At 43.8% G+C, this 26,871-nt stretch carries 23 protein-coding genes; 10 read left to right on the top strand and 13 right to left on the bottom strand.

The genetic code is table 11. The annotated features are described in order from the left end of the window. Positions 1 to 263: 263 nt before the first annotated feature. Both FEN17_RS09060 and FEN17_RS09055 read left to right on the top strand, forming a co-directional pair. The gene (locus tag FEN17_RS09060; RefSeq protein ID WP_205748113.1) at positions 264 to 935 is read left to right on the top strand and encodes a hypothetical protein; all 672 of its coding nucleotides are present in this window, start codon (positions 264 to 266) and stop codon (positions 933 to 935) included. After that, the gene (locus FEN17_RS09055; RefSeq protein WP_138364937.1) at positions 874 to 1,071 is read left to right on the top strand and encodes an alpha/beta hydrolase family protein; all 198 of its coding nucleotides are present in this window, start codon (positions 874 to 876) and stop codon (positions 1,069 to 1,071) included. The genes FEN17_RS09060 and FEN17_RS09055 overlap by 62 nt, the downstream gene beginning before the upstream one ends. 2 nt (positions 1,072 to 1,073) lie before the next feature. On the opposite strand, the gene FEN17_RS09050 is transcribed toward FEN17_RS09055, so the two are convergent. Next, positions 1,074 to 1,901 (bottom strand): carboxypeptidase-like regulatory domain-containing protein, encoded by an 828-nt coding sequence (locus tag FEN17_RS09050; protein ID WP_138364936.1) that lies wholly within the window; start codon positions 1,899 to 1,901, stop codon positions 1,074 to 1,076. A gap of 224 nt (positions 1,902 to 2,125) precedes the next feature. Between FEN17_RS09050 and FEN17_RS09045 the strand changes: the two genes are divergently transcribed. From FEN17_RS09045 to FEN17_RS09030, 4 genes are all read left to right on the top strand, one after another. Then, positions 2,126 to 2,926, top strand: coding sequence for an oxygenase MpaB family protein (locus FEN17_RS09045; RefSeq protein ID WP_138364935.1), 801 nt, complete (start codon positions 2,126 to 2,128; stop codon positions 2,924 to 2,926). Between the two features lie 58 nt (positions 2,927 to 2,984). Beyond that, on the top strand, positions 2,985 to 3,479 hold the full coding sequence (locus FEN17_RS09040; RefSeq protein ID WP_171037877.1) for an Xre family toxin-antitoxin system antitoxin: 495 nt from the start codon (positions 2,985 to 2,987) through the stop codon (positions 3,477 to 3,479). Further along, positions 3,476 to 3,934 carry an RES family NAD+ phosphorylase gene (locus FEN17_RS09035; protein ID WP_138364933.1) on the top strand — a complete coding sequence of 153 codons (459 nt, stop codon included), beginning with the start codon at positions 3,476 to 3,478 and terminating at the stop codon, positions 3,932 to 3,934. Before FEN17_RS09040 ends, FEN17_RS09035 begins: the two co-directional genes overlap by 4 nt. A 72-nt stretch (positions 3,935 to 4,006) precedes the next feature. Beyond that, positions 4,007 to 4,198: a hypothetical protein gene (locus FEN17_RS09030; RefSeq protein ID WP_138364932.1), complete on the top strand. Its 192-nt coding sequence runs from the start codon at positions 4,007 to 4,009 to the stop codon at positions 4,196 to 4,198. Here the strand turns inward: FEN17_RS09030 and FEN17_RS09025 are convergent. Continuing rightward, complete coding sequence (locus FEN17_RS09025) at positions 4,173 to 4,943, bottom strand: DUF72 domain-containing protein (protein ID WP_138364931.1); 771 nt, start codon at positions 4,941 to 4,943, stop codon at positions 4,173 to 4,175. The genes FEN17_RS09030 and FEN17_RS09025 overlap by 26 nt on opposite strands. Positions 4,944 to 5,155: 212 nt before the next feature. Between FEN17_RS09025 and FEN17_RS09020 the strand changes: the two genes are divergently transcribed. From FEN17_RS09020 to FEN17_RS09005, 4 genes are all read left to right on the top strand, one after another. Next, entirely contained in the window at positions 5,156 to 5,731 is a 576-nt protein-coding gene (locus tag FEN17_RS09020) for a porin family protein (protein ID WP_138364930.1), read from the top strand. A gap of 123 nt (positions 5,732 to 5,854) precedes the next feature. Beyond that, a complete protein-coding gene (locus tag FEN17_RS09015; protein ID WP_138364929.1) occupies positions 5,855 to 7,429 on the top strand; it encodes an FG-GAP repeat domain-containing protein in 1,575 nt (524 codons plus the stop codon). 808 nt (positions 7,430 to 8,237) lie between these two features. Continuing rightward, positions 8,238 to 9,254 (top strand): NAD-dependent epimerase/dehydratase family protein, encoded by a 1,017-nt coding sequence (locus FEN17_RS09010; RefSeq protein ID WP_138364928.1) that lies wholly within the window; start codon positions 8,238 to 8,240, stop codon positions 9,252 to 9,254. A 39-nt stretch (positions 9,255 to 9,293) separates the two neighbouring features. Then, complete coding sequence (locus tag FEN17_RS09005; RefSeq protein WP_138364927.1) at positions 9,294 to 10,046, top strand: WecB/TagA/CpsF family glycosyltransferase; 753 nt, start codon at positions 9,294 to 9,296, stop codon at positions 10,044 to 10,046. Between the two features lie 81 nt (positions 10,047 to 10,127). Here FEN17_RS09005 and FEN17_RS09000 read toward each other — a convergent pair whose 3' ends face one another. The 11 genes from FEN17_RS09000 to FEN17_RS08950 form a co-directional block, all read right to left on the bottom strand. Then, positions 10,128 to 12,314: a right-handed parallel beta-helix repeat-containing protein gene (locus FEN17_RS09000; RefSeq protein ID WP_138364926.1), complete on the bottom strand. Its 2,187-nt coding sequence runs from the start codon at positions 12,312 to 12,314 to the stop codon at positions 10,128 to 10,130. A 163-nt stretch (positions 12,315 to 12,477) separates the two neighbouring features. Next, the gene (locus FEN17_RS08995; RefSeq protein WP_138364925.1) at positions 12,478 to 13,620 is read right to left on the bottom strand and encodes an acyltransferase family protein; all 1,143 of its coding nucleotides are present in this window, start codon (positions 13,618 to 13,620) and stop codon (positions 12,478 to 12,480) included. Between the two features lie 42 nt (positions 13,621 to 13,662). After that, entirely contained in the window at positions 13,663 to 14,856 is a 1,194-nt protein-coding gene (locus tag FEN17_RS08990; RefSeq protein ID WP_138364924.1) for a glycosyltransferase family 4 protein, read from the bottom strand. A gap of 43 nt (positions 14,857 to 14,899) precedes the next feature. Beyond that, positions 14,900 to 15,835 (bottom strand): glycosyltransferase family 2 protein, encoded by a 936-nt coding sequence (locus tag FEN17_RS08985; protein ID WP_138364923.1) that lies wholly within the window; start codon positions 15,833 to 15,835, stop codon positions 14,900 to 14,902. 50 nt (positions 15,836 to 15,885) lie between these two features. Continuing rightward, positions 15,886 to 16,851 (bottom strand): glycosyltransferase family 2 protein, encoded by a 966-nt coding sequence (locus FEN17_RS08980; protein ID WP_138364922.1) that lies wholly within the window; start codon positions 16,849 to 16,851, stop codon positions 15,886 to 15,888. A 15-nt stretch (positions 16,852 to 16,866) separates the two neighbouring features. Then, positions 16,867 to 18,051, bottom strand: coding sequence for a hypothetical protein (locus FEN17_RS08975; protein WP_138364921.1), 1,185 nt, complete (start codon positions 18,049 to 18,051; stop codon positions 16,867 to 16,869). 62 nt (positions 18,052 to 18,113) lie between these two features. Next, positions 18,114 to 18,998, bottom strand: coding sequence for an O-fucosyltransferase family protein (locus FEN17_RS08970; protein WP_138364920.1), 885 nt, complete (start codon positions 18,996 to 18,998; stop codon positions 18,114 to 18,116). 62 nt (positions 18,999 to 19,060) lie between these two features. Then, positions 19,061 to 20,398, bottom strand: coding sequence for a flippase (locus FEN17_RS08965; RefSeq protein ID WP_138364919.1), 1,338 nt, complete (start codon positions 20,396 to 20,398; stop codon positions 19,061 to 19,063). 20 nt (positions 20,399 to 20,418) lie between these two features. Next, entirely contained in the window at positions 20,419 to 22,782 is a 2,364-nt protein-coding gene (locus tag FEN17_RS08960) for a GumC family protein (protein ID WP_138364918.1), read from the bottom strand. Positions 22,783 to 22,788: 6 nt separating this feature from the next. Further along, the gene (locus FEN17_RS08955; RefSeq protein WP_138364917.1) at positions 22,789 to 23,661 is read right to left on the bottom strand and encodes a polysaccharide biosynthesis/export family protein; all 873 of its coding nucleotides are present in this window, start codon (positions 23,659 to 23,661) and stop codon (positions 22,789 to 22,791) included. Between the two features lie 265 nt (positions 23,662 to 23,926). Further along, positions 23,927 to 26,764: a hypothetical protein gene (locus tag FEN17_RS08950; protein ID WP_138364916.1), complete on the bottom strand. Its 2,838-nt coding sequence runs from the start codon at positions 26,762 to 26,764 to the stop codon at positions 23,927 to 23,929. Positions 26,765 to 26,871: the final 107 nt, after the last annotated feature.

Below are 26,871 nucleotides of genomic sequence, written 5' to 3'. Positions count from 1 at the left end.
CAGGCAGCGAAGCTAACCGTTTAAATACGCAATAAACTGATGATGTATGTAAGGGCTTGACAGAGAGTAGTTTTCGGCTCGTTTTATCCCTGGCTATTGGTTTTAACATTCATTTTTCTGATATCTTCTTTTTCGATACTCCACTATTTTTTCAGGAAAGGCTATCGATTTTTGCATTTTTTGCGGGCACGGCGGCAACGGTGGCGACCTTTTGTCAATATGTGCTCGTATTTAACTTGCTGCTGTATCGAGATTTACAAAAGATGTATGTGCCGTTTTCGGTAATCACAATCAGCATCGGCATTTTGTATGCCGCGAGCCTGGTCATTTCTCCTGCACGCGCACGTCCCTGGTTGAAGCGTGGCGGCCTGCTCGCTTTGATAGCAGGGCCTGTTTTGCTGGTTACATTGATATGGGCTGTTAAAACCGCCGATGTCGGGCTGAGGTCGGTACTTGAAAATATTCATCGGGCGACAGGTTTGGTCAGCATTCTTGTACCGGTTTTCTTTTTGATTAATTTAATAGAAGAGTCTAGGCTGGTGGCCGATCAGCAGCAAGCCCCTCCGCGAGTTCTGAGAGAGCTTTTGAAAGTGGTGGCTATTTTCGCCTTGATACTGGCTGGTTTTGGATTTGCCAGTGAAAGTGCGAGGGCCATAGCGCCTTTCAGACTAACCCCGGAGGCGATCAGGCAGGCAAAGAAATTTGGAGCCAAAAACTATGTTAACGATTCTGGCGACACATTGCGATACAAGTTTGTGACCCCGATTGATTACGATTCGACTAAACGTTATCCGCTGATTGTTTGTCTTGTTTGCTGCGGCTATTCCTATTTGCGGAGGCGGCGATGTGAAGTATGCTTCGAAATTAGTCGATATGCCGGTATGGGCATTTCATGGCGCCCGCGACCGGCTGGCGCCGGTGAGCGGCACGCGTGATATGATCGCGGCTATCAAAAAGGCCGGTGGAAATCCCCGCTACTCCGAATTTTCCCAGGCCGGCCATGATATCTGGTCTGATGTGCGAAATACGCCAGGTTTGATGGATTGGCTTTTCGCGCAGCAGCGAAAGTGAGGTCAAAGGTCCGTAAACCCGATGCCCATTTGATTGGCGCGGTAGGAGTTTTCTGTTCCCATGAAATCCACGGTGATTGTTGTATAATAATCGTAATCATTCCAGGCGTCCCGTACGCCCAATGTTTCCCCGGTCGGTTTGTAAATTGCTGAAACTTTGTAGCGGCCGATGGGAATGTCGTCGATGCGGTTATAGTTGTTGGAGCCACTTTTTCCGCCGCTTAGTTTTAATGTTTTGCCTGCGGAACCATCAATCAGCGGACCGACTGGCGTAAATGTAAATTCCACATTTTCTGAATCATACAGATTCGAATTTAGATCGCGGTAAAGCTCGGCCGAGCCACCATAATAGAGATTCAGGCCTTTGTCCGGCATGTGTCCCTGGATCCGCCACTCGAAATTTCGCACCGGTTTTTCTTCGGCCGTAAACGAATCCGAATTTTCCGGATGCAGCGGCATTTTATAAACCCGGCCGTTATATTCGGCCAAAGTATACGCCTTCGCAATCCACTGCCCCAGGCCTTCCACCATCGCGATTTTGTATGCACCATTTGAAGAAGAAGTAACCTCCGCGCCGCGGTCTTTGAAAACGGTATTGGCAGTATAAATCGTTGCTCCGGCCACGCCCTGGCCGTTTTGATCCGTCACTTTACCCACCAGGTAACCCGATTTTCCCGCACCGTCGCCACCGCCAGGCTGCATGTCGTCCTTCGTTTCGCAGGAAAAAATGCAGGAGGCGGCGAGTGTGATCAAGAATGCCTGCTTGGTGACCTGGCGACCAATTTGGCGCAGAAATTTGTTGTGGGAAAAGTTGTTCATCTTATTTTTCATTTTGGCTGATTGTTAAATGCTGGTTCAAAATTCATTCGCGACAGGTTTTTATGCTATGACTGAATTGCCACATTGCAAAATCGGCGGGATCAACTGCACATATTATGATCTGAACTGCGCCGGAGGTATGGGAGAAAAATTGGACTCAAACATTTATATACGCTTGACAGAGAAACGATAAATAGATTACTTTGCAACTCAAAGTACTTTTTAATATTAAAATTATGGAAGCTCAGGTTCAGGAATTGGAAAAAGAATTTTCGACAGTAAAATGGTTTGTTGAAGAAGGGTCGATTGTGCGGGAAATCTGGGGCAAAGCAGATACGATACTTTTTATTTTTGCCGGGGCTTCGGCAGAATTTGCATTGAACAAATCGGTCGACTGGCTTTACTTCACAGGAAAATTGCCTGCTGATCCGCTGGGAAGGTTATTTTCCACAGTTACTTATGCCCGGAAAATCGTATTTTCAGATTACACCGGCGCAATGCGGGCGATCGAGCAGATCGCAGCGATCCACCGGGAAGTAGAAAACAAGCGCGGCGCAAAGATCCCGGATTGGGCTTACCGGGACGTATTATTCATGCTCATCGACTACTCGATCCGGTCATTTGAACTATTGGAAAGAAAGCTTACGGACCTTGAAAAAGAAGAAATTTTCAAAGTTTTCCACCAGGTAGGAGCGGGGATGGGCATCTCCGGCCTGCCTGTCACATTTCCAGCCTGGGAAACAATGCGGGACGCACATTTACAGGAAAACCTCATCGAAAGCCGCTACTCCATTGACCTCTATAAACAGTACCGAAAACATTTGGGCTGGGGGAGATACACATTATTGAAACAAGTTCAAGCTCAAATCTGCCCGAGCCAGGTTACCTCGCTGCTACGCCTGGGAGACAAATCCATTCTGACATTCCTATTACCGGCTTACAAACTGCTGCGGATTTTCAGGTTGCAGAATATGCTGCGGGACATGATTCTGCCTGGGAAGTATTTGCAGCAGATTTTGGATTTGGATGTGAAGTGAAGATATTGTATCAGATAAAAGCGGACATTTTTATCGTATATTTGGAAAAATGTCCACTATGAAAGCTATTCAGCAAAAGCGGGTTTGGAATGATGACGCAGGAGAGGTTCGCAGCGATATTTCACTGGAAAAATTTGTGTGGCAAATTTTAGGTGCTGAAACATTCATCCCTTCCGAACCTACTTCCAGTCTTGATCTACTGGAAGCTTCACTTTTAGGTGTCAATAAGCTTGCCTTGCTTTCGCTCGCGGATGTTATGGAAATACCCATGAAAGACATGGCGGGGCTTCTAAATCTTTCCTATAAAACGCTTTCGAGAAAAAACGAGTCAGACCCGTTTGACAGCGTAGTATCCTCGCAGTCCATCGAAATTGCCAATACGGTGGCACATGGGATCAAGGTTTTTGAAGATGAATACAAGTTTAGGCGCTGGCTGCACAAGGAAAACAGGGCGTTAAGGGGCAAGCGTCCTTTTGATTTGTTAAAAACCCCGACCGGGATCAGAATGGTTAACCAAATCCTTGGGCGAATTGACGAAGGAGTGTATTCATGATCGTTTATCGCATCGTCAAGAAAAAGTCCAGGAGTAATGATTTGTCCGGTCAGGGAGCGGCAAATGAGGGCGGCCGGTGGAATAGTCAGGGCGTCCACGCAGTTTACACCAGCGAATCGAGGGCACTTGCGCTACTCGAAATTCTCGTTCATGTCGATCTCGAAGATTTGCCAGACAACATGATTGTCATAGTTATTGAAATAAACGAAAGTGCTCCCGTTTTAGAGATTAACATCACCGACCTGCCCCATAATTGGCGGGAACCCGATAACCTCGAACTCCGGCAAATGGGCGATAAAATTATTTCAGAAAGAAATTTTGTTGCATTCAAAGTCAAAAGCGCCGTGGTTCCCTCTGAGCATAATGTTATCATAAACCCCAATTTTCCGGATTTTGCTTCGCTGGTTAGAATATTAAGGGTGGAAGATTTGCCTACAGATAAGCGGCTTGGCTGAGCCACGTAATAAAAATTTAATTATGCCAAAAAGCTGTCGTGTGATTATCTTCGTGTAACAAACCCAAATCACATGTTCAGTAAATTTTTTACATTCCTCGTGTTGGCGATGTCCAACATTCTCCTTTATTATCTGGTGATTGTGCTTGAACCGCAGGTGGATTATCGGGCGCTTTTTATCGTGGTACGCGCGATGCTGGTGACGAGTATCCTCATGCAGGTACTTACCGCCACCGGATTTATGAAAGAGGAGAAGCTGTGGTGACAGCGTTAAGCAATTTCAGGTTTTTCATTGCCTCGCCCATCGTATTGTTGAAATAGGCATAAACCGTTTTGCCCTCGCTCAGCCAATCCTGGATCTTTTCTCCGTATTCGTAGAGAAAATCGTCCTCGTATTGTCCGCGGTAATCACCTTTGGGGCCGTGAAACCGGAGGTACCTGAAATTGAGGTCAGAGTCGACGACATCCGGCGCCGATCCGGGCTTGTCGTGCAGGACGATACCAAAACCGAAATGTTCGAGCAGTTCAAATGTTTCTTCCTCGTACCACGAATCGTGGCGAAATTCTAATGCCGTATCCCACTCTTTGTCAGGATCTTCCTCCGAAATGGTCAACACCAGCTTTTCCAGCTGCGGGCGCATGATTGCTTTCAGGGAGGGTGGAAACTGAATGAGCAGGCTGCCCTTCTTATCTCCGGCCTGATTGATAACTCCTATAAAACGTTTCACATCTTCGGGATTGAAAACCAGCCCTTTTTGATGCGTAATATCACGCCAAAGCTTGAAAGTAAACCGGAAATCTTCCGGCACCTGCGTCGCCCAGTTCTTCACAGTACTCGCCAGCGGCACCTTGTAGAATGAACTGTTGATCTCAATGCTGTTAAACATGGAGGCATAATAAGTCAGCCGACTTTTGCCCTGGAATTCCGGCGGGTAAAATTGCTTGTTCGGCACGGGCAGAACGAGACCGCTGGTACCGGAAAAAAATGGTAGGGATTGCTGAATCGCCATTTTACCTGTAATTGATTTGCGGCAATTTTATGCTAAAATCATTCCAGACCATATCTCTACACCCTAAAACCTGGCACAGGATTTTGATGTTTGTAAATAGCCAAACAAATCATTTGCAGACAAATGGCTTGCAGTCAACATACTTGTGAGAAAGCACTGCGAAGATGATTTGCGACGCCCTTCATTAACTTCATTTATCCCATTTTTCAATCATGAAAAAATTATTATTTGCAATCGCCTTGTTCTTCTCCGTACAAACAGCTTTTGCTCAGTCATTTAGCTTTGGCCCAAAAGCTGGTTTGAACATCAGCAACTACACTGGCGGAAACATTGAGTCGGATGCGCTGGTCGGCTATCATTTGGGTGGTATGCTAAACTTTGGCTTGGGTCGTGTTTTTTCTATTCAACCTGAGGTGCTTTTCTCGACCCAAGGCGCAAAAGTGGATCGTGGCGGAACGAAATCTGACTTTAAGATCAATTATGTGACGCTTCCTATTATGTTGAAATTCAAGTCTAGTGGCGGTTTCTACTTTGAATTTGGTCCGCAGGTAGGCTTCCGGGCTTCTTCTAATGTTCCTGACCAGACCATCGATAATTTTGCCAAGAATCTCGACCTGGGTGGTGGTGTAGGTATTGGTTATCAATCACCGATCGGGCTGGGAATCGGCGCACGCTATGTGGCAGGGTTTTCCAAAGTAGGGGATTTTACAGGACAAAACATCAGTCCTGATTTTAAAAACAGCGTTATCCAGGCAAGTATTTTCTGGTTAATCCCAATTGTTAAATAAGGATAGCCGCACTCGTATCATTTGCCTGTCAGGATAGGATTTACTTCCGCTGACAGGCATTTTTTTGTGCGTCCCGCCATGTTTAATCTTTTAACTTAGCCCCTCCAAAACCCTTTTCGATTTATGAGACCACTTTTGCCTGTTTTAATCTTCTTTTCTTTGCTGGCCGCCTGCACCACAAAAAAGCAAAACGAGCAAAAACAGTTACAGGAACCACCGGCCTCACAACTTGCCGGCAAGGAGCTGGCTATTGCACATTGCAGTCGCTGCCACACTTTTGTAAGCCCCGAACTTTTGCCAAAAACTGCCTGGCAGGACGTGCTGCCTGCGATGGGACACAGGATGGGCATGTACGCGGGGGGCGTCAGACCGGATAGTTTGTTTGATGCAAATAAAGGTGGCGACGTTATCAAAGCGGCAGGCATTTACCCTGAATCTCCGGTGATGGCAAAAGCGGATTGGGATAAAATCCAAAAATATTTCATGGACAATGCGCCCGACTCGATAGCGCCGCCAGTCCGGAAAACCAAAATCCGCATGGGGCTGAAACATTTCAAATTCAGAGAGCCTGCTTTTGCGAACCGACCTGCGCTGACCACACTGGTTAAGATACTTCCGGACAAGCAGGGGATTGTTTTTGGTGACGCAAAAGGCAGGCGGAATGTGCTCACATTCCTGAATAAGGATCTGAGCGAAAGTTACAGTATGCCGCTCGAATCGACGCCTGTTCATTTTTACGAAAACGATAAAACCTTGTTTCTCACCACCACAGGCCGCGGCGTTTTCCCGACGGATGCGCCCGCCGGCGCTTTGCAGCGGCTGAGCAAAACGGCTGGTAAGCTTGGCTACAAACCTTTGGATACGGCGATTCCTAATTTGCTGCGGCCGGTTTTTATGGTATACGGCGATTTGAACCAGGACGGGCATGAGGATGTGGTGGCCTGCGAGTATGGAAATGAAACCGGACAGCTTTCGTGGTATCTGAACAATGGTCGCGGCGGGTATGAAAAGAGGACTTTACGGGAGAAGCCGGGGGCGATCAGTGCGGTCATAAAAGATGCGAACAAAGACGGGAAGCCCGACATTTACGTTTTAATGGCGCAGGGTGACGAGGGTGTTTTTTTATACGAAAACCAGGGTTCCGGCAAGTTCCTGGAAAAAAGATTGTTGACATTTTTGCCGCTAAACGGCTCCCAGCACATTGAACTGGCCGATTTTAACAAAGATGGTTTTGACGACATTATCTATGTATGCGGCGATAATGCAGATAAAACGCCCATGCTGAAAAGTTACCATGGCATTTATGTTTACCTGAGTGATGGCAAATCCAATTTCAAGCAGGCTTATTTCTATCAGTTAAATGGTGCGTATAAGGCGATCGTCCGGGATTACGACCTGGATGGTGACCTGGATATCGCGGCCATTTCGTTCTTTCCGGATTATCTGCGCTACCCCGAGGAAAGTTTTATTTACCTGAACAATAAGGGTAACCTGAAATTTGACGACTACTCTTTTCCCGAAGATTCCAAAGGTCGCTGGATTGTGATGGATGCCGGCGATATGGACGCCGACGGTGATACCGACGTCGTGCTGGGATCATTCGTATACCTGCTCCCGCGGGGCGATACCACCGGTCTTGGTGAGAAATGGCTCACGAGCGGGCCGTCCGTGATTGTTTTGGAAAATACGGTCCGATAAGCCGCGACTATTTTCTCGCCTCCCGCAATACTTCTCCGCCTGCCATAGCAGCGCAATCGTCAGCAGGACGATTCCTTCAAATTCTTCCAGTTGGGTCTCTTTCATCAGGTTACAGGTTGTATGCTACGCTTTCGTATAGCAAACAGATCGCCAGTTTATTAAATGGACTGAAAATCTGGACAATATAGGCTTTTTCCAACATGCGCCTTTGCATACGGACACGCGGTGCCCACTGCCGAACAAGCCAATTTTTGCTCCATATTTTAAAGTTATGACCCCCAATTTTCCTCGGTTTACCACGAATTTCAGGATTAACGCCCCAAAAAAAAATATAGAAATTAGCGGGGTTTTAATTTAGTATTACGATTAAGAAAATAAGCCCTTATTTATAATTAATTGAATCCTCAAATCCTCTATTAAGTGTTAATCAAATTTAATTACAGCTCGCATGTATTTGTAATCACTTTCGAAGATTTGAGTTATTCAACTCATGAATACCCGCCAATTATATCTTAATTAATATTAGCATTTAACTCGCTTTACGGCTTACAATAGTTGTAGAAACGGTGTAGAAATATATAGCAAAAGCCGAAATATTGTGATTGTCAACATTTGTCAACTCATTGTTTGTCAGGCAATTATGGTGAAGCTATATCAGAAAGAATTTTGAATATTTAAACGTCAATTTTCGGTACAAGTAAAAATACTTTGTAATTCAATTGCAAGTATTTCAATAAAGTGAATTAAAAATTAGCATTATCAAAATATATCACTCAATAATATAATAAACCTCAATTACTTAGCAGAAATGAAAAAAGTAATCGTATTGGGCGGCGGTGGATTTATCGGTGGTCACCTCGCAAAAAGATTGAAACAAGATGGAAATTATGTGCGCATTTGCGACATTAAAAACCACGAATATTTCGATCATCGTGAAATATGTCATGAATTTATTCTTGGCGATTTGACAGATCCTAAAACCGTCGAACTTGTGATCGGCGAAGGCTTCGACGAAGTGTATCAGCTTGCAGCGGATATGGGCGGTGCCGGCTACATTTTCACCGGTCAGAACGATGCCAATGTAATGCACAACTCGGCGCTGATCAACCTGAATGTGGCGAAAGAAGCAGTCGTGAAAAAAGTGAAGAAAGTATTCTATTCTTCCTCCGCCTGCATCTACCCTGAAAACAACCAGCTTGACCCGGACAACCCGAACTGCGAAGAAAGTTCAGCTTACCCTGCCAACCCGGATTCGGAGTACGGATGGGAAAAACTGTTCAGCGAGCGCTTGTACCTGGCTTTCAGCCGCAACTTCAAATTGAATGTACGGGTGGCACGTTTCCACAACATTTTTGGACCACAGGGAACATGGAGAGGCGGCAAGGAAAAAGCACCTGCTGCTATGCTCAGAAAAGCAGCCGAAACACCTGATGGCGGTGAATTCGAAGTGTGGGGTGACGGTCAGCAAACCCGTTCCTTCCTTTTTGTGGAAGAATGCGTGGAAGCAGTGTTGAGCCTGATGGAATCCGAGTTCGTAGGACCGGTAAACATTGGTTCGGAAGAAAAAGTGACGATCAACCAGCTGGCTCAGATGGCGATCGATATTTCAGGAAAGAATATCACGATCAAAAATATCTACGGCGAAGAATTCATCCAGAAATACGGATTCAAATGCCCGACTGGTGTGCGTGGAAGAAATTCTGACAACAGGTTATTCAGAAAAGAATTAGGATGGGAAGTTTCAGCGCCTCTTGCGGAAGGAATGGCTAAAACTTTTGACTGGATCAGTGTCGTTTCCGGTGCCGAACAACCAGCCTACGTATAACTTATTTTCATTACGGGCATTCGCAAAACAATATCAATTATGAATTCACAATATAATTTCACTTCCATCTGGGGATTTAAAGTCTTTAATGACAAGCTGTCCAAAATTCCAATTCAGGGTGTAAAAAACCGGGTTCTTTGCTGCTCTATCAGCCCGAACAATTATGGTATGACCGTAAAAGATGCCCACTTTAAGGATACACTTCAGAAGACCGATTTTCTGGTATTGGATGGCGTTTATTTTGCTTTGGCTTCCATCTTTTTAATGGGTAAAAACATTAAAAGAAATCAGGGACCGGATGTTTACAAACACTTTATTCAAAGGATGGAAGCTACTTCCGGAAAAGTGTTTTTCCTGGGTTCGTCTGAGGAAGTTTTAGGGAAAATAAGGGACAGGATGAAGATTGAATATCCAAATGTAACGGTAGGTACTTATTCGCCTCCTTACAAGCCTGTTTTTTCTGACGAGGATAACCAGAAGATGATCGATACGATCAATGAATTTGAACCGAACATTGTGTTTGTTGGTATGACTGCTCCAAAACAAGAGAAATGGTCGGTGCAGCACAGAGAACAATTGAATACCAATCTGACTGTATGTATCGGCGCGGTGTTTGATTGGTTTGCAGGAACTGAAAAGGAAATTCACCCTTTCTTTTTCCGTATCAGATTGGGCTGGTTGTTCCGGATTTTATACAGACCTGAAATATTCAAAAGAAATATGGGTAACCAGGTGGTATTTTTCTGGCACCTGCTCCTGGTAATGCTGAGATTGAAACAGCAGCCGGCTTAATAAATATTCAAGATAAAAAAACCGTGATGTTGGAAACAGCATCACGGTTTTTCATTTATAAGACAATTAAATCAAATTCGATTATTCCACTTTATAATCGCCTAAGAAAAGCAGCTCGCCATTTACGTGGATATTTTTTGGAGATATATTTTGATCAGCCGTAACGGTATGGCCTTTATTAATGATCACATATTCTTTTGTTCCGGGAACACTTCCACCCGACCACACGCCCGGATCATTCCATTTGCCTGAATTAACAGTCTGCACAATGTTTGCCACTTTTACCAAAACACTTCCCCCAAAAGCAGGCACTTTTACATTAGAAGTATATATGTTGTCCCGCACGTCGGAAAAAATGGAGCTCAGCGGTAAGGTAACTTCGTCATTTGCATAATTATAGTCAAAACGAAAACTGCTTTCCTGTTCGGCAGCAACGAGGGATTTAGATGAATTGCCATCCTGGCCGAAATTCGATTTCCAGGTTGCCAGCGACAAAATAGTCAATCCACTGCCACCGGAATATTCTTTATTTACGCCAATTGAATTATTATCATCGATCGGTCTTGCGTAAACATTATTATTAAATGTGCCATATTGGGAAGGATCGTCGCTGGCGTACATTTGTAAATAGCAAGGATATTGTTTAGCAGTTTTGGCAATAAAAGTATTACCGGTTACCGTGGTATTTCTAATTTTCAAACTTTCAAAGCTGTAAATCAAAAGTCCTTTTGAAAAATCGTAAACAAGATTGTTGGTCAGTTTATTATTGACGCCCGCGCCGATCAGCATCAGCCCGCCCCAGTTTCCATGCGCCAGCACATTGTCGGAAACCTGCACATTGTTCACCGCCACATCCAGATAAATTGCCGACGCCTGGCCATATTGTTCCCAGGCAGGAGCACCCGTAGGTTCACCTATACCATTGAGGATGATGTTTTTACGAATGATTTTATCCGTACTGGTCACATTCGCGAACTGAAATTCATACACGCCACCGCAATCATCTTTTGTCACACCGTAGCGGTCAATTAGGTTTTGCTCCACCAGCGTGTGGTCGCCGTGCAGCGCAATAGCGTGAAAACCAATGTTTTTGAAAATAGAATTCCGGACAGTCAGGTTGTCGCCGGCCAGCCAGACACCCACCTGCTGAGCGCCGCCGCTGCCGCCGGCTCCCGGAATAATGCCCGTATCGGTTATACGCACATTGTCGACCGTGATACCCGAGGCATTGCTGGGAATAAAAATGGCGCTGCTCAGAATGTCGGTCATACTGCCGCCCTGGAAAGTCAGTTTACGCACACCATTGTCCCCGAAAAGCGCTCCGAAACTCTTGCTGAAATTGCAGTCGATGAAGGTGATACCATCATTATTATTCATCGTGATGGCGTTTCTGTTGGCACCCTCGAAGTCTATGTTGTTGAAAACCACCTGACTTTTGTTGTCCATCTGTGCCAGGGTAGCCACCGTACTTACCTTAATATTATGGCCGTCTGGCGAGCCTGAGCCAAAGTGCATATACAGACGTTTGTTGGCTTTATCGTAATACCAATCGCCCAGATCTGTCAAGGTTTTGATGTGTGCCTGAATAAAATATCCGTTTCCGTCCATCGGACCGTCGTTGGTATTGTTCAGGAAAACCGTGCCGTATGCGCCGCCCGACGACAGGCCGAGCCGATTGCCGGAATGTGATGTAATGATATGTCTGTCAGTAATTTGACGGATTTTTCTGATCACAACTTCACCGCCAGTCGGGTTAAAAGGCAGTGAACCAATGCTCGGCCCGCCGATCCAGTTGTTCTCCGAATGTTCATTAAAAACAAGGTAACCCGTCTTGGGGAAGCGGCCCATGGGTCTCACCTTGCCGTCGAGCACGACCACATTCAGCTCGGGTACATCGATGGTCGTATAGTAAATGTTTGCGCCGGAAGCAGTCCACGAAGTAGGGGTGGACAAACCGGTAATGACCGGGTTTGCGCCCGAGCCGTATGCCCCGTAAGTGATTGGGTTATCGGAATTTCCGATGTTGGTGTTCAGACTCCCATAGAAGTAATCGCCTCTTTTAAAGAGGATTGTGGATCCGGGCAGCAGCCGTGCGGTGTTCAGTTTGCTGAAACTCCATGCGGTGGCGTCGCTGGTTCCGTCCCCATTTCCACCGTTCTGGCTGACGTAGTAAACAGTCCCTTTTTGTGATCCCTGGCCGCGGACGACGGCAGGCATAGTGAAGCAAACGATCAAAAATATGATCAGCAGTAAAGGAGTTTTCATCATTCTGGTCAAATCCCGAAGGACGTTTGTTGGTAAGTTGGGTGGCGCCCACCCTGGTAGGAGGTTTTATTGTACTACTTGAAAAATGCACAGAAACCGCACTGAGCGGTTTTAAAGGCCACTTTTCGATACAATGATAACAATTATTCTACATGAATCAAAGAACTTATTCTATCCTCGAAGGATCTTTTGAGTACTTCAATTTATTGGATACGAACCACTTCCCCAATCTCGCCGAAGAGCTTTCCAGATACTTACTGGACAAAAATGCCAGTACGAATGCTACTACAATACTAACCATAATGAGAACCAACCTGTTAGCCCCGGAAAATACGTTGAAGAAAACGATAATGACCGGCAGATGGATCAGATAGAGGCTGTAAGAAATTTTTCCTAAAAAGAGGGGGATGGGATGTAAAAGCAGATTTTTCTTATTGGTAATTTGGCTGGCCGCAACGATAAAAAAAGCAGCCGATAATGCAGAAAGCCAGTCGGCAATAAACTCGCCGAACAATGATATTTTCAGCAAATGGAATTTGTGCGGAATTAAAAATACCATTCTTGAATAACAGAAAACCAGCAGGCAAAAAACAAGGATATAAGTTCTTTGTTTGCCGGTTAAATTTAAATACCATTCGCTGATCACGGAGCCGTATTTGATCAGCAAAGCGCCCAGAACGAAGAATGAAAAATAATGTACTGTATATAAATAGCTGTTGTTGTAACCTTCCGCGTGACTGATCCCAAAAACAACCGCCATAGCGACCAGCATCGATAAAACAAATGTCAATAATACCGCATTACGCCATTCCAGCGAGATTACATAAAGTATAATTGGAAAAATTACAGCAACACGTATCTCATGTACCAGCGACCAGATTACATTATTATATGCATTGGTGTCAAAGTTCCCCAGCAATATTACGTGGTTGATGATTGCTTCCGGAGTCACTGGTTTTCCCCATACGCTGGCCATTTCTGGACTTGTAGTTTGGAAAAGTGCGTAAACCAGTAGGGTTAGCAAAATGATGACCAGGTAGGGGAGATAAATCCTGAATATTCTTAATGTGATAAAGTTTTTATAGTTAAAAACATTCTGATTGAGAATTTGATAGGTCAGGACATATCCACTTAAAAGGAAAAAGAAAATAACCGATTCGTGCGCGGCGCGGAATAAATATAATGGGGTGTATTCGTCAAAACTATGGCCTTCGATCAGGATGCCGCATGCGTGCGCAATCACAACGGTCACAGCCGCCAATCCCCTGAGAGAATCCAGAGCTCTTATGCGTGATTCACGAACGATCATATTTTCTATTTTAAAAATGTTTGGAATGTTTCTCTCGTCGCGTTAAACCAGCGCGTGGTCGTTCAATGTGACAGTTTTTGCAGAACCACCTGCATAAACAGTTTTTAACGAATCGAATATTTTATCCGCAATGGCATCCGCATTATAACCGCGTTCAATTTCCATTGATCTTCTTCCCATCGCGGCAAGATCCTGGTGATGAAAATAATCGAGTGCGTTGACGATGGTATCTTCTTTTAAAGGGTCAAATAACTTACCGTTTACATCTTCCTGCACCAATTCGGGATAACATCCATTATAAATCGACGATGCAATAGGCAATCCGCATGCCATTGCCTCAGGTACCACCAGGCTCCAATTGTCTTCAATTGTCGGGATGATAAATACATCTGCAATTGCATAGTATTTATAAATGGTATCGTAATCAATCATGCCGAGCAATTTAATTGATTTGTATTCGGCAAATTGTTTCTGATATTCTTCCAGTAGAGGTCCGGTGCCGATCATGACGAGATTATCGTCCGGATGATTTTTGATATGCTGCTTCCAGGCATTCAGCAAATAAATGACGCCCTTTCGCTCGATGATCTGTCCTGCATATAAATAAGTCAGCCCGCCGGTGATGGAAAGTTTTGCTTTCAATTCATCTTCCGCTTCTTTGGTTGAAGCCTTGATCCCAGCAACAAGATTTTCGCTGTCGGCGGACATTCCGCCCAGGAATATTTTCTTTCTGTCGACGCCAATCTCCGCTAAATATTCCGTGGTAAGATGGCCGTTTACGGAATAACCATTTACAAATTTTGAAATAATCTGGCGGTACATGGTGCGCCACCTCGGACAGTTACGTTCGGTATAAGCGGTCTTTTCGTAGGCGATCAAAAACTTCTTTCCTTTTAATTTAGCACCAAGCAATGCCAGCGGTGTCCACTGAAAAAAGCCCTCGCCGAGAATAATGTCCGCATTCACTTTGGTGATCGCCTTGAATAATCCTGGCTGGTAGGGAATATTGATATCGGTATTGGCAAAATCACCTTTTTTGGCATAACCAAAAGTCTTTTCGTCCTCCATTCCGACAGCATTCGCGCCGATTGCTTCTTCAATTTTAGTGACGATGCGTTCTGGAACCCGGTTTTTGGAATACACGATGTGAAAATTACCGCCCGATAATTCATTTAATTTCTTGTATACAGGAATCCGGTAGTCAAGGAAGGAAGGATTTACCCAGAGAATTCTCATAAAGGAACGTTGATTATATATCTTGAAATGAATTGTCCGGACATTACTCACTTACGCCGAACCGGATCGCCATTGCCCTGAACAGTTTTTTCAGAGGTGAAGGAGCAATCGCGTATAAAAAGAACAGAAAGAAATTGTTTGCCGGCAGTTTTGAAAAATTCTGGAAATACAATTTCAAAAACTTGGAATAATTCTCCGAGTAAAATACCTCACGAACCTGACGTTTGATCACGTAATGTTCATCTTTCACATAATCATTGATTACTTCCGAGAAATCTTCCGGGCGATTATTGATCCGGGCTTTGTGGTTTTCGTAAACTCGTTTGATGTACGCGCCATTATTCATGCTGCTTTCCGACGTATCCCGGATGCGATATCCATATAAAACTTCATTCAGCTTTTCAATAACCGCACCTTTTTCAATCAATCTCAATATCAAATCGTAGTCCTCAGTTTTAGCATAAAATGCGTCATATCCGCCAGCCTCAATGATGGATTCTCTTGGGATCATCATAGTCGGGTGCAATGCCGCGGTGCTTCCGTCGAGAATATTCTTGTTGATGTCCTTGTACGTTTTATTACTCGTCGTAATAACCTCACCCTTCGTATTGATTACATTATAACCCGAGCAGGAAATTAAATTCTGACTTGATTTTAATATTTGGGCAAGCTGTTTTTCCAGCCTTTCCGGCGCAGAAATATCATCGGAATCCTGGATGGCAATGTATCTTCCGGTGGCAGTTTGGATCGCTTTATTTCTTGCGGCTGCCGCTCCCTGGTTTTTCTGGGTAATGACGATCAGCCGGTTGTCTTTTGCAGCAATTTCATTCAGGATATGTAATGTATTGTCGGTCGAACCATCGTCTACCACGATATATTCGATATCCTTATAAGTCTGATTCAGAATGCTTTCAACCGACTGCCTGATGAATTGTTCATCGTTGTATACGGCTGTAACAACAGATATTAGTACGCCCATTTCAGAGATTTTTTAGTAATAACTAATCTTTTTCTTAAATAAACTGCCTACTAATATCCCTTGTAGGCAATGAGGGTTTTGATCCTTTTCTTGGTTTCATCGGAGAGCCACAATGCTAATGAAGCAACTCTGAGATTTTCCAGGTTTAAATCTTTCAGGCAGCTCATGATCAGCTGGTATTTCTGATTATAATTGATCGCCGAAGTGTAGACTACCGCGGTCATAATGTATTTCAGCTTCTCGATATTTGTCGTCGTATCTTCAATCTGATTTTCAATAAAGAATTGTTTTGCCCAATTGAAATAAGCGATTGTTGCATTGACTTTCCGGTTGACAATACTTTCACTATCCGAAATTGAAGAAATGTTCTGGCCGCTCGCGCGCCATTTTACCAGCGCCCCGTCGATTGTATGAATTCCGCCATAAAGCCCGATTTTCATCCAGGTCGCATTATCGGAAGCCCAGGCGAGGTCAAACCTTTGGAAACCATTCACTTTTTCAAAAACCTCCCGTCTGAAAATATATTCAACCACCGTACTGAAAACCCGGTGGTTTAAAATGTTGTCAAACAATTCGACCGAAGAACTCATTTTAGGAAATGGTCTTACCTTATAAAGATTTTCCCCTTTTTCGTTGATGGTTTGAAAATCGAAATGCAGCAGATTATGCCTTGGATGTTTTTCAATATGTTCGTAGAAGAGCTCGACACAATTTTCATCCATTACATCATCATCTGAAAAAAGCCAGATCCACTCTTCATTACCGAGCATTTCCAGGCACCTTTCCCACTGTCCGACCAAATCTTTACCGCCCACATTATTTTCAAATCGTTTAAAAACAATGTTAATATCCTTTTTATAGGGTTCGATAATCGCTTCCAGATCATCCTTACTCGCATCGTCCCCCACATAAAGCGTAAAATCTTTACAAGTTTGGCGTGCGATTGACTCTACCGCTTCCCGAAGAAATGCAGCTTTGTAAGCAGGAATAATAATCGCTAATGTTGGTCTGGTCATAATTTGGGCTGGCCTTTAATATGCATTTACTACCGGTAATACAGGCGTCGGTTCGGGCTTTTTTGTTGACACTACCTGAAAAATATAGACGATCATTACGGTCGCAATTAAATCGTAGGACGAATAAATGGTATCCGATGATAAAGAGGTCAATAGTAGAAACCAGAGGTAATATTTTAGATATTGGTACTCGTCCGGCAGCTTTGTAAAGAAGCTTTTAATCCATATCAAAAAATAACCGAGCACCGCAAATACGCCGAACATGGCATAGACGGCGAATATGCCAACATCCGCCAACCAAAATCCATAATTTCCGATCAGCCAGCCGTAATATCTGTTGTATCCGGAAGTTTCTCCATAGGGAACACCATTTCCGAATATCCGGTTGAATGTCGTTTTTGATAAATCGGTTAAAAAGAACATCGCGCCGCGGTAACGAACATTGTCGGTGCCATCCTCTTCCGCTTGTTCCTGCGTAGTATCGGTCAAACCTCTTACAATCGGATTGTCGGTTTGCAAAAAGACAAATATGGCTCCGGCGATAAATACGGCGACGAGTACTTTTTTATACAATGCAATTCCCCTCAGAAAATGGATGGCATAAATCACCATTGTTGCCCCGATAAATTGCCGGGTTACTTGCATCACCGTGACGATAATGCCGAGCGCGGAAAGTACGACCCACAGCCATTTATTTTTTTGTCCGGTTGTCAATTTGTTGATTGCCATGAAGGACATGAAGTAGAATAATCCTCTTCCCGGAAATACAATCCGCACAATTCCCCGGCTAGATTCCACGGTTTCCAGTTTCACAAAATAGCCCGTTTCCGGATGTGTGAACTGGAAGAAATAGAGTACTAGATAAAGCAGGCCGTATCCAAGCACAATCCGTTCTATTTTTTCTATCGGATAGGCAATGTGCAATAAGTAAAAAAGAACACCCCAAACCAGTACGGGAATAGTACCACCGAGCGAATCAATTAATGTCTGGTCCCAGGTGAAACTGGCGATAAAAATGGAAATGAATGCTGAAATAAATATTAGGCGGACGGGCGTCAGAAACCCGCCGCCTTTCATAAATAAATATGGCATTGAAATGACTATCGCCAATAACAAAAACGCGAACTGCACATATCTGAATGCTGAACCCTTGATTGCCTGCAACTCAAAGAAATTGATGGAGCAGATAATCAGGACCACCAGAAATATGGTTTGCCGATTTAATGTTTTTGAAGAAGTCGCTGACACCATCTATATACAGGTCAAAGATTTTGAAATTCACTTGGAAATTCTCCGTCAGCCAGCACATAATCCTTTTCGACAAATGTGTCTACAAATACCACATCCCGAATGTTGCCTAATAAAATCGCAGCCGTACTAAATGAGCTGATCGCAGAGCAAAGCAATTTGGTCGATTGCGAAAGCATTAACATTTCAACAATCGCCGCATTAATTCCTTCCAGATTTCCCCGTCCCATTTTACTATCGAGCGTGAAAATCCTGCCTTCGTAGTGACTTGTAAAAAATGCTTTTGTAGGAAGATCGTCGGTGGCGAGGAAAAATTTTTGCTGCGGATTGGCGAGAATGCAATGATCAATATGTTTCAAATAATTCTCATCCGGGCTATGTTGAATTGTGTCTTTGTGGTCGGTGCGACGAATGTGGATACCAATATATTCCTGCCCGATTTTAGCAGTTTCGCGCGCCACTTCGTTCCGCAAATTCACATTAAAGCGAAACAAACTGTAATCCTGGGTGCTAAATGAAAGACACGAAGCCACGAGAATCGTATCGTATTCATTGCTGATTTCCAGCTTATTCTTTGCGCCGTAAATGTCGTCGTCGAATACCGAGTAATCGGCGAATAACTTTGAGAAGAGCTTGTAAAGGCCGAAAAACTTGCTGATCAATGTGAGCCGGTAAAGGTTCGATAGCAGGAAATTGACGAACCGGGAAGGCCTCGTATAAGGCATACCGATACTTTCAAAAATGTCGGTAATGTCGCAGCCCAGATCTGCATTGACCGGCCACACCACGCATAGCTCCCGGTTATCCCTTTTCGCAATCTGCACGCTCGACGCCAGCGTCCGCATCCGGTTACCCAGCCCGGCCAGCGGTATCACGATCAGTTTTTTCTTTTTTGCCATTTTATTTATGCTGAGTTATCATTTTTTCTCCTAAAAAGCCGTTTAGGCTTATTCTGAGCATGTTATTCTTTCGACAAGAACAGCTTCCGGCCTTTGAAGCGGGCCAGCAGCGGATCGAGTTGTTCTTTGAATGATCTGGGATGAAACCATTTCAGGTTGATCGGATTTAACCCGGCTTTCCTGAGGAAAATGTACATGGTGGTAGCAATGAAAATTTCGGTAATCAGCCAGTTCAGCGCTGTCCCAACATAGCCGAATTGTTTGACCAGCAAGAAATTAACGCAAATGCTGATCGCCGCCGCAGTCAATGTGATGCGGAAGAAAAGTTTGTCCATTTTCAAATTCAGCATAATCTGCACCCCGAAAATGCTGCCCATCGCTATGAACATCGGGGCGAAAACCAGCAGTTGAAATACAAAAACCGACGGCTCGAATTCAGGTCCGTAAAAAAGCCTCAGCGCCCACGGGCCGAAGATGAACATACCCAGGGCCAATGTGCCGGTAAGGACAAAAACGAGCGGAATGATCTTCTGTACGAGGAGCAAACCATGTTCCCGGCTCTCGGCAAATGCCCTGCCGATATAGGGGAAAAGTGCGTGGGAAAGCGGCAGGCTGATCACCGAATAGGCGACGATGATCAATTTTTGCCCGCCGGTATAGTAGCCGACATTCTCCGGCGTCTGAAACAAACCCAGTACGATCACATTGGTGGTCGTGTAGAGGTTGATCAGGATGAATGAAAAAAAGACAACGGATTCACTTTTCAGCAAGGCGAAAATGTTATCCAATCCTACCCATCGCATTTTGAGTTTATATCTTTTGATAGCCCAGGTGAAAGATGTTATTGCGACGACGATCTGTATCAGACTGGTAATCAGCGGTTGCCATACATAATCTTCTTTATGCTGCACCACCAGTAAAACCGCCACCGTAAAAAGCAGCTTGCTCATAAAATCAAACAGTGCCACCTTCGGGATATCCTGCATGGCGAGGAATAGCCAGTTTTGGGTAAAGAGGGTACCGATGCAAAAAAGGAAAGAAAAGATCGCTACCCGGGCTTCGACTTTCAGTGGCGGAACGAAGTTGAGACAGATTGTGAAAATCAGGCAGGAAATGATGAATAACAGGGTCTTTGCCTGAAAAACCTCACTAAAAACTTTGTTTCTTAGCGCAATATTTTCCGGATCCTGCGCCACTTTCCGGGTCGCCGTCAGGTCGAAACCATAGGTAATCAGAATGTTGAAATACGCAATAAAAGCCACCGCGTAGTTGATCACCCCGAACTTGTCCGGGCCGATCACCCGCGAGATCACCGGAATCGAGATCAGCGGAAGCACGTAGTTCGCGATCTGGACGACGCTGAGTGACGCAATGTTCTTAATTAGATTTTTTTTGCTCATTTTAAATTGTTTCCGCGCGATCAGAAACGGTCCGTGAAGTCATAAAAAAGAGAGCCGAGCCCACTTTTGGTTTTGTGATAATAGCTGCGGTCGTAATCGTAGCCATAGCCATATTTTTGTCTGTGCACACCATTAAAAACAATGTTAATGTTGAACAGACGCTTTTTATAATTCAGGTCGCTGATGAAATCCAGCTCCGATTTTTGCGTAAAACCCTGGCGGACCATGTATAATGTAATGTCGCTCAGTCGGGAAAGGATCATGGCGTCGGGCACGAGGTGCAGCGGCGGGCTGTCGATGATAATGTCGTCGTAAGTGCCGCGCAGGTTTTCTATCAGGATTTTCAAATATTTGCTTTCCAGCAATTCAGAGGGGTTTAACACTTCCGAGCCGCTGCTGATCACATCCAGATTAGGGTCAATCCCCGACGATTGGATCACTTCGGACTGCGGCGATTCACCTCTCAGAAAATCACTCATTCCCGCGTGCATGCCGGTCAAGTTGAGCGTTTCACGGATTTTGGGTTTACGCAAATCCAGTTCAAGAATGATCGTTTTGCGTCCCGACAACGCCAGTGCGATACCCAGGTTACTGCTCACAAAACTTTTTCCCTCACCCGAAACGCTGGACGTCACCAAGGTGACCCGACCGTGCTCTTTTTCATCAAATAAATAATGTAGCTGGATGCGTAGCGCCCGAAACTGCTCGCCGATGACGGTACTGCTGAAATCGGTTACCGCAATCGGATCGTTGGAATTGTGGAATGTCAGCTCGCCCAGTATCGGCAGCCCCAGCGAATCTTTAATCTCTTGAACGTCAGTGATTTTCGGGCTCAAAATCGTCCTGAGCAAGATCAGTCCGGCCGGCAATGCCAGTGCAAACGCGAGCGCCGCGATGAAGCCGAGCATTTTTGCCTTGTTCTTAGGCGGACCAGCGTATGCGTCGTCCACAATCCGGTCTTCTGCCAACGTATTGGCGTGACTTACAGACAGTTCCTCCCGTTTTTGGTTCAGGTAATTGTAAAGACTTTCTTTCGTAGCCTGCTCTCTTTTAATGCTGATATACTGCCGTTCCTGCACCGGAATGTCCCGGATCAACGTTTCGAAACGCGTATTATAGGACATCAGTTGTCTTTGCGTATTCAATAAAGATGCCCTTATATTTTCAACATTCTCCCGGATCGCTCCCTTGGTCGTGGCAATCTGCCGGTTGATCGCTTCAAAATCGGGGTTGGTTTCGGGCGTGGTCGCGAGCAGTTGTTCGCGGTTGAGTTGAAGTTGCGCCAGTTTTTCGATGAGGTTACTCAGGGCCGGATCTTCGATTCCGAGCGTTGCAGGCGCTTTTCCAAGGGTTTGAGAAGAATTAATGTATCTTTCAATGCCTTCAATCACGCTCAGCTGCACATTCACCTCATTGAGTTTGGCATCATTGGACTGCATGTTTTCAAGACTGATCTTCGACGCAGCGCTGATGTCCGTCAGGCCTTTGCTGCTCTTAAAAGTTTCGATGCCTTTTTCCGCCTTACCCAGTTCGCGGCTGAGCGAATCGAGCCGCGTGTTGATAAAATCGATGGTGCTTTTTGCCTTCCGGTTTTTCTCCTGGGCGCCTGCTAGACTATAATTGTAAATCAGGCGGTTAAGAATGTCCTTCCCCCGGTTTGGATCGGTATCTTCCAGTCCGAGCACAACCGTGGTCGAAAATTTATTGGAAAGATCGGCCCTGATTTTATTCTGATACTGAATTGCCAGCGCCTCCGGATCAAAAATGAATATTTTAATGGTCGCACCTTTAAATGCATCCAGGTTTTTCTCCGGTTCCAGTTTCCAGGTCCCGAAACTGTTTGTCAATTCCTGACCAAATGAAAATTCCTGCAAACTATCACTCGGCATTTGCACAAAAAAGGTATTGCTGTCTTTTACAACAATACTCACTTCGGCTTTTTTATAATCGCCGGTTGCTTTTAATAATGTTAAATGTACCGGGCTGGTTTTATATAAATCAGTTTCACCAATCTGGTTTACCTTTTGATAATGTATATCCAATTCCAGATCATCGATCACATGACCAATCAGCTTTTTGGATTTCAAAATTTCCAACTCATTTTCAATAATCCTGGACAAATTCAGGACATCAATTTCGTGCAGGGGAGACGCATCATTCGGGCTTTTCTTTTCATCCTTGATAATTAATGAAGCCTTTACTTCATAAATCGGTTTGATGATTTGAAGAAAAGCATAAAAACCTGCGGCAGCAATAATTGCACTGATCACAAAAAGTGGCCAGTGATATAAGCATTTGCTGATATAGGCTTTAATACTGTCTGTTTTTCCTCCTCCCGGCGGCGGTGCGGCAGCCGCTGGTGAAGAAGCCTGAGATGCATTCATGTTCAATTACCTGTATAAGTTTGAAAGAACGATGGCAATGATCGATAATCCGGAAAGTACGAGGCTCGTGATTCGGTAACCGCGGTCAACCGTCGCGTATTTGGTACGGTCGGGCTGCACATAGATCTCATCATTATTTCTTAAATAATAATAAGGCGACTCGAAAACTTTCTTGGAAGTCAGGTCGATAGGAATAAAAACCCGCTTTCCATTTTCTTCCCGGACGAGCGTAATGTTGTTGCGCATCGCAGTGATATTGAGGTCACCCGCCAGGGTAAGTGCCTGTGTAATCGTGACGCGCTCGTTTTGGAATGTGTAAACATCCGGGCGCATAACATCGCCAAAAACACCCACTTTAAAATTTAGAATCCGGATATTGACCACCGGATCTTTGTAAAAAGTGAGTAGTTTTTCCGTCAGCTTTTCACGGATTTCAGAGCTGGTTTGTCCCGATACTTTGTAATTGCCAATCAAAGGAAGTTGTACATAACCATTTTGATCTACCAGATAACCGACGGCCGGATTGACCATATTACTGTTGGTGCTCATCTGCACCGGGCGATTAAAAATGGAAGAAGATTCAGGATTGCGGCTGTTGACGTCAATTCCTAAAATGTCGGCGGGCTGAATGGTGATAGGGGAAAAATTATTAACGCTTTCAACAATGGCCGAATCGCGTCTTAAATCTTTGAAATAGGGAATGTTTTTGTAGGCACCGCAGGAGGACCATATATATAGGAAAAACAAAAGAATCCCTGCTGATTTTATTTTTCCAAAAATTGAATTAAATGCCGTAAAGCTGCGCTTGTCCCCCGACTGGCTGGTTTTCTGACCTGAATGTTGTGGTGTGTTAAAAGCTTGCAAGAAAGAAATATTCATATAATATGAGGAAGTTAGCTTCCGCTAAATTACAGAGAGATGTTCTTGCGCTTATTTTGTTTGGGGTGAAATTTTGAAATCATGGGGTCAGGTTTCGGTAACCTGGGGTTGTTCAAAATCAGGCGCCGGCCTGATTTCCAACCGATAAAAAAGATCCCTTTGCGAACTATTGATATGATGATAAAAATAGTTCGCAAAGTTCAAATGTGATGCTTTAAAAATCCTCTAATGTTCAAGACGATTTACTAGTGCACAGCATTTGGATCTAGTTTGTAAGCACCTTCACCCCGTTCTTTGCTAATGTGCTCACCGCCGAATCGGAGGCAGATGTCCTTTTCGGTAGTATACCTGTCAAGTCAATTATCTTCTCACCTGTCCAGGACGTCGCAGCGAGATCATTGAGCAGTTGGTCGATCATGCCAGAATTCCAAGAGTTCCTGACAGAAATTCGTATAAGCACTTTTCTCATGTTTTCAGGCCACTTTCTGGATGAGTAGGTGTAGTAACCGCCATTGGTCTCATCTTGGAAGTAAGTGCAATTAGGAGGTAGGTCTTTAAGATCGCCCCTTATCACTGGCGTAAAATTATAAGCGATAGGGAATTTTAACGAGATGAAAGTAAGACTTCTTGGAAGCTCAGAGATTTTTCCATCAATAAGAGAAGTTGTGTCACTAATTTGAAGTGTGGTTAAATTTTTAGGCAAACTCCTGAAACTACCTCTGACTGGCCGAACATTATCTGTCTCTTTGATTTGAGTCACGTCAGTGGACCGTGTCGCAGCACTTGCAACTGAGGATCTAGCTTGTCGGGCGTTTGCAGTAGCGGTAATTTCGCTGGTGGCCATACTACCTGCGTTGTTTGAGTTTACAAGGAAAGTACAGTCAGTAATTTCCTCTTTCACGTTTATGAGCTTGTTACCTTGATATGTCACATTTCGCAATCCCTGCAACTTCATAGGAGCATTGCGTATGGTGTTGTTTCGAATAATTGTACCCATTTCAGAATCTTCAGAAATGTCGGATTCAAATGGCTCAGGATCAGCAGTAAGCCAGGGGTTGATCTTTTCTTGGGAATTTTTTGAGTCTTCAAATTGAAATCCGTTCCCATCTAGATCACAATTTTCAAATACATTGTCAATGCTCCAAGCAAGATAAACTCTCTTTCTTCTCCCCGAATATGAGAGTTGACGAATTCCAGATTTTGATGATTTAAATCCGCCTCTGACGGTAATTCGGCGGACAATATTTTTATAGGAATACAGGTAGAACAAGATTGGCACTCTACAATTTGTAAATGTCATGTCTTCTATTATGTTATTATAAAATGCATAGTTTACACAGTATTTATCACCAATGGCAGCGTCTTTAAAAAAGGCCGTCGGACCTGTAATGATGAATTTCGTGAAATCATTATCATCCTTCGCCCTGACAACAGACACTATTTTTGAGTAGTTACCTGCCTTTCCTTTCGTCATCGAAGTCATCATTGTATTGATCCACGTTTGAAACTGCTTGTCCTGATAATTAGCCTTTACTACTACATGTTCTCCATCGGTTACCTTAGTTATTTGAAATCTATTGCGGTTCATGGTTACCGTCGGAGATTTTGAATCTGTTGCATCACATGTAAAACCTTCTTCTGGCATATTTGTCATATTGCCACCATGTATTAAATTGCCTTCAAATCCCTTAAAATCCATTGCGTGACTTTCAACCCAATCTATTGCAGGTATTAAACTTTTAGGTAGAAACATGCAGAACATCATTCCACTATCACCTTTGTCAGAACTGATATTTGTGTATTTCCCATTTAAAGAACTTAAAATGATAAGCGGCTGACCTCCCTCATTTTTGTAATTATCAAATGAAAACTGAACGTCCGTCATTACCGCATTGACAGTAGAGAATAAATAAACGGTATTCAATTTGCCTGCTGTTGAGCGCAATTGCACATTTGAAAATAGCGGAGTAGTCATCAGCGATTTTGCTGACGAGTGCGGAAACTCATTGCCGATACGTACATCTATACCTTTTACATTTTCTATTTTAAATTTTAGTGGTCGTAATCCAGGATATAAATTGCAAATATTAATTCGACCTTTCACAATAGAAATTCCACTAATAGAGAAATCACCGGTGGCAAATGTGAAAAGATTAGTTATAGAAACATGATTAAGACCTTCTATGGCACAGCCTTCTGAAAGGCCCTTATTTCTAATAAATTTTTGGCTAGAAATATCCTTATTTACAGAAAACTCAGAATCTCCGGTCTGAACCATATTCCTATCAAATCGAAATTTTGTTTTTACAAATGAATCGAAAAAAAAGCTAGGGTAATTATCTGTAAATAGATCAGACATTTCAACAGTGTCATTGGTCATCTTGAACATGCCTGATAAGGCTGCACCTGTTAATGCTTGATTACCTTTAATATTATTAATAATTGGAAAAGACGCCTCTTCGGCACTTCCATAACCAAAGGGTGAGTTAATGCTATTTGATTCAATTACTTCGAAAGCATCAATTGTGGTATTGCCTTCCTCAACCGATCTGATATCAATCGCATTGGAAGACTCATCATATTTAAGGGTGTATGATACATCGAACTGGCCTTTCTGTGCCGGAATAAAAGTTGTAAGACTTGAAGTACTTAATACCTCAATACTTCCGGATGTTGATCCTTTAATATGAATAGTATAAACTTTTCCCGTAGTCAGCACATTTTTAGCAGAAACACGACCGTTCTTTTTTGCCGAGAAACTTTTCGTACTAACGATTGATACATCTCTTTTCGTCGTCCATGAATTGAGATCGATATTTTGAACTTTTTGTAAAGTTGTGGAAATGAGCTTTCCGCCAGGCTTAAAGGTTAATTTAATTCCTTTCGGCAAATTTATTTCAGAAGAAAATTTATGCACCCTGGAAATGATACACTCCTTATTTGCTATTGAAGAGAGATTTCCAGCCCAGTTAAAGTTTGCTGGGACTTCGAACACTTCCAGACGAGTCGATTTTACCTTAGACGGGTTTTTAAGTTCATATCTTGTAGTTTCTGCACGAAACACAGGTATCATTATGAAAAGAGAAATTAATATTTTTTTCATATGTTAATAAGCAGTTTGAGCGGCAGGATCCAAAGCTAAAAAGCCGTGCCTGAATTAATAAGAAAAGGCACGGCTCTGTAAATGATCACCTACACATCCAGGAATCG

Origin of the sequence: Dyadobacter luticola (assembly GCF_005860805.1) — a bacterium.
Taxonomy (GTDB): domain Bacteria; phylum Bacteroidota; class Bacteroidia; order Cytophagales; family Spirosomataceae; genus Dyadobacter; species Dyadobacter luticola.
The sequence above is the reverse complement of the archived record's forward strand: the minus strand, read 5'-3'. Positions and strand labels throughout refer to the sequence as shown.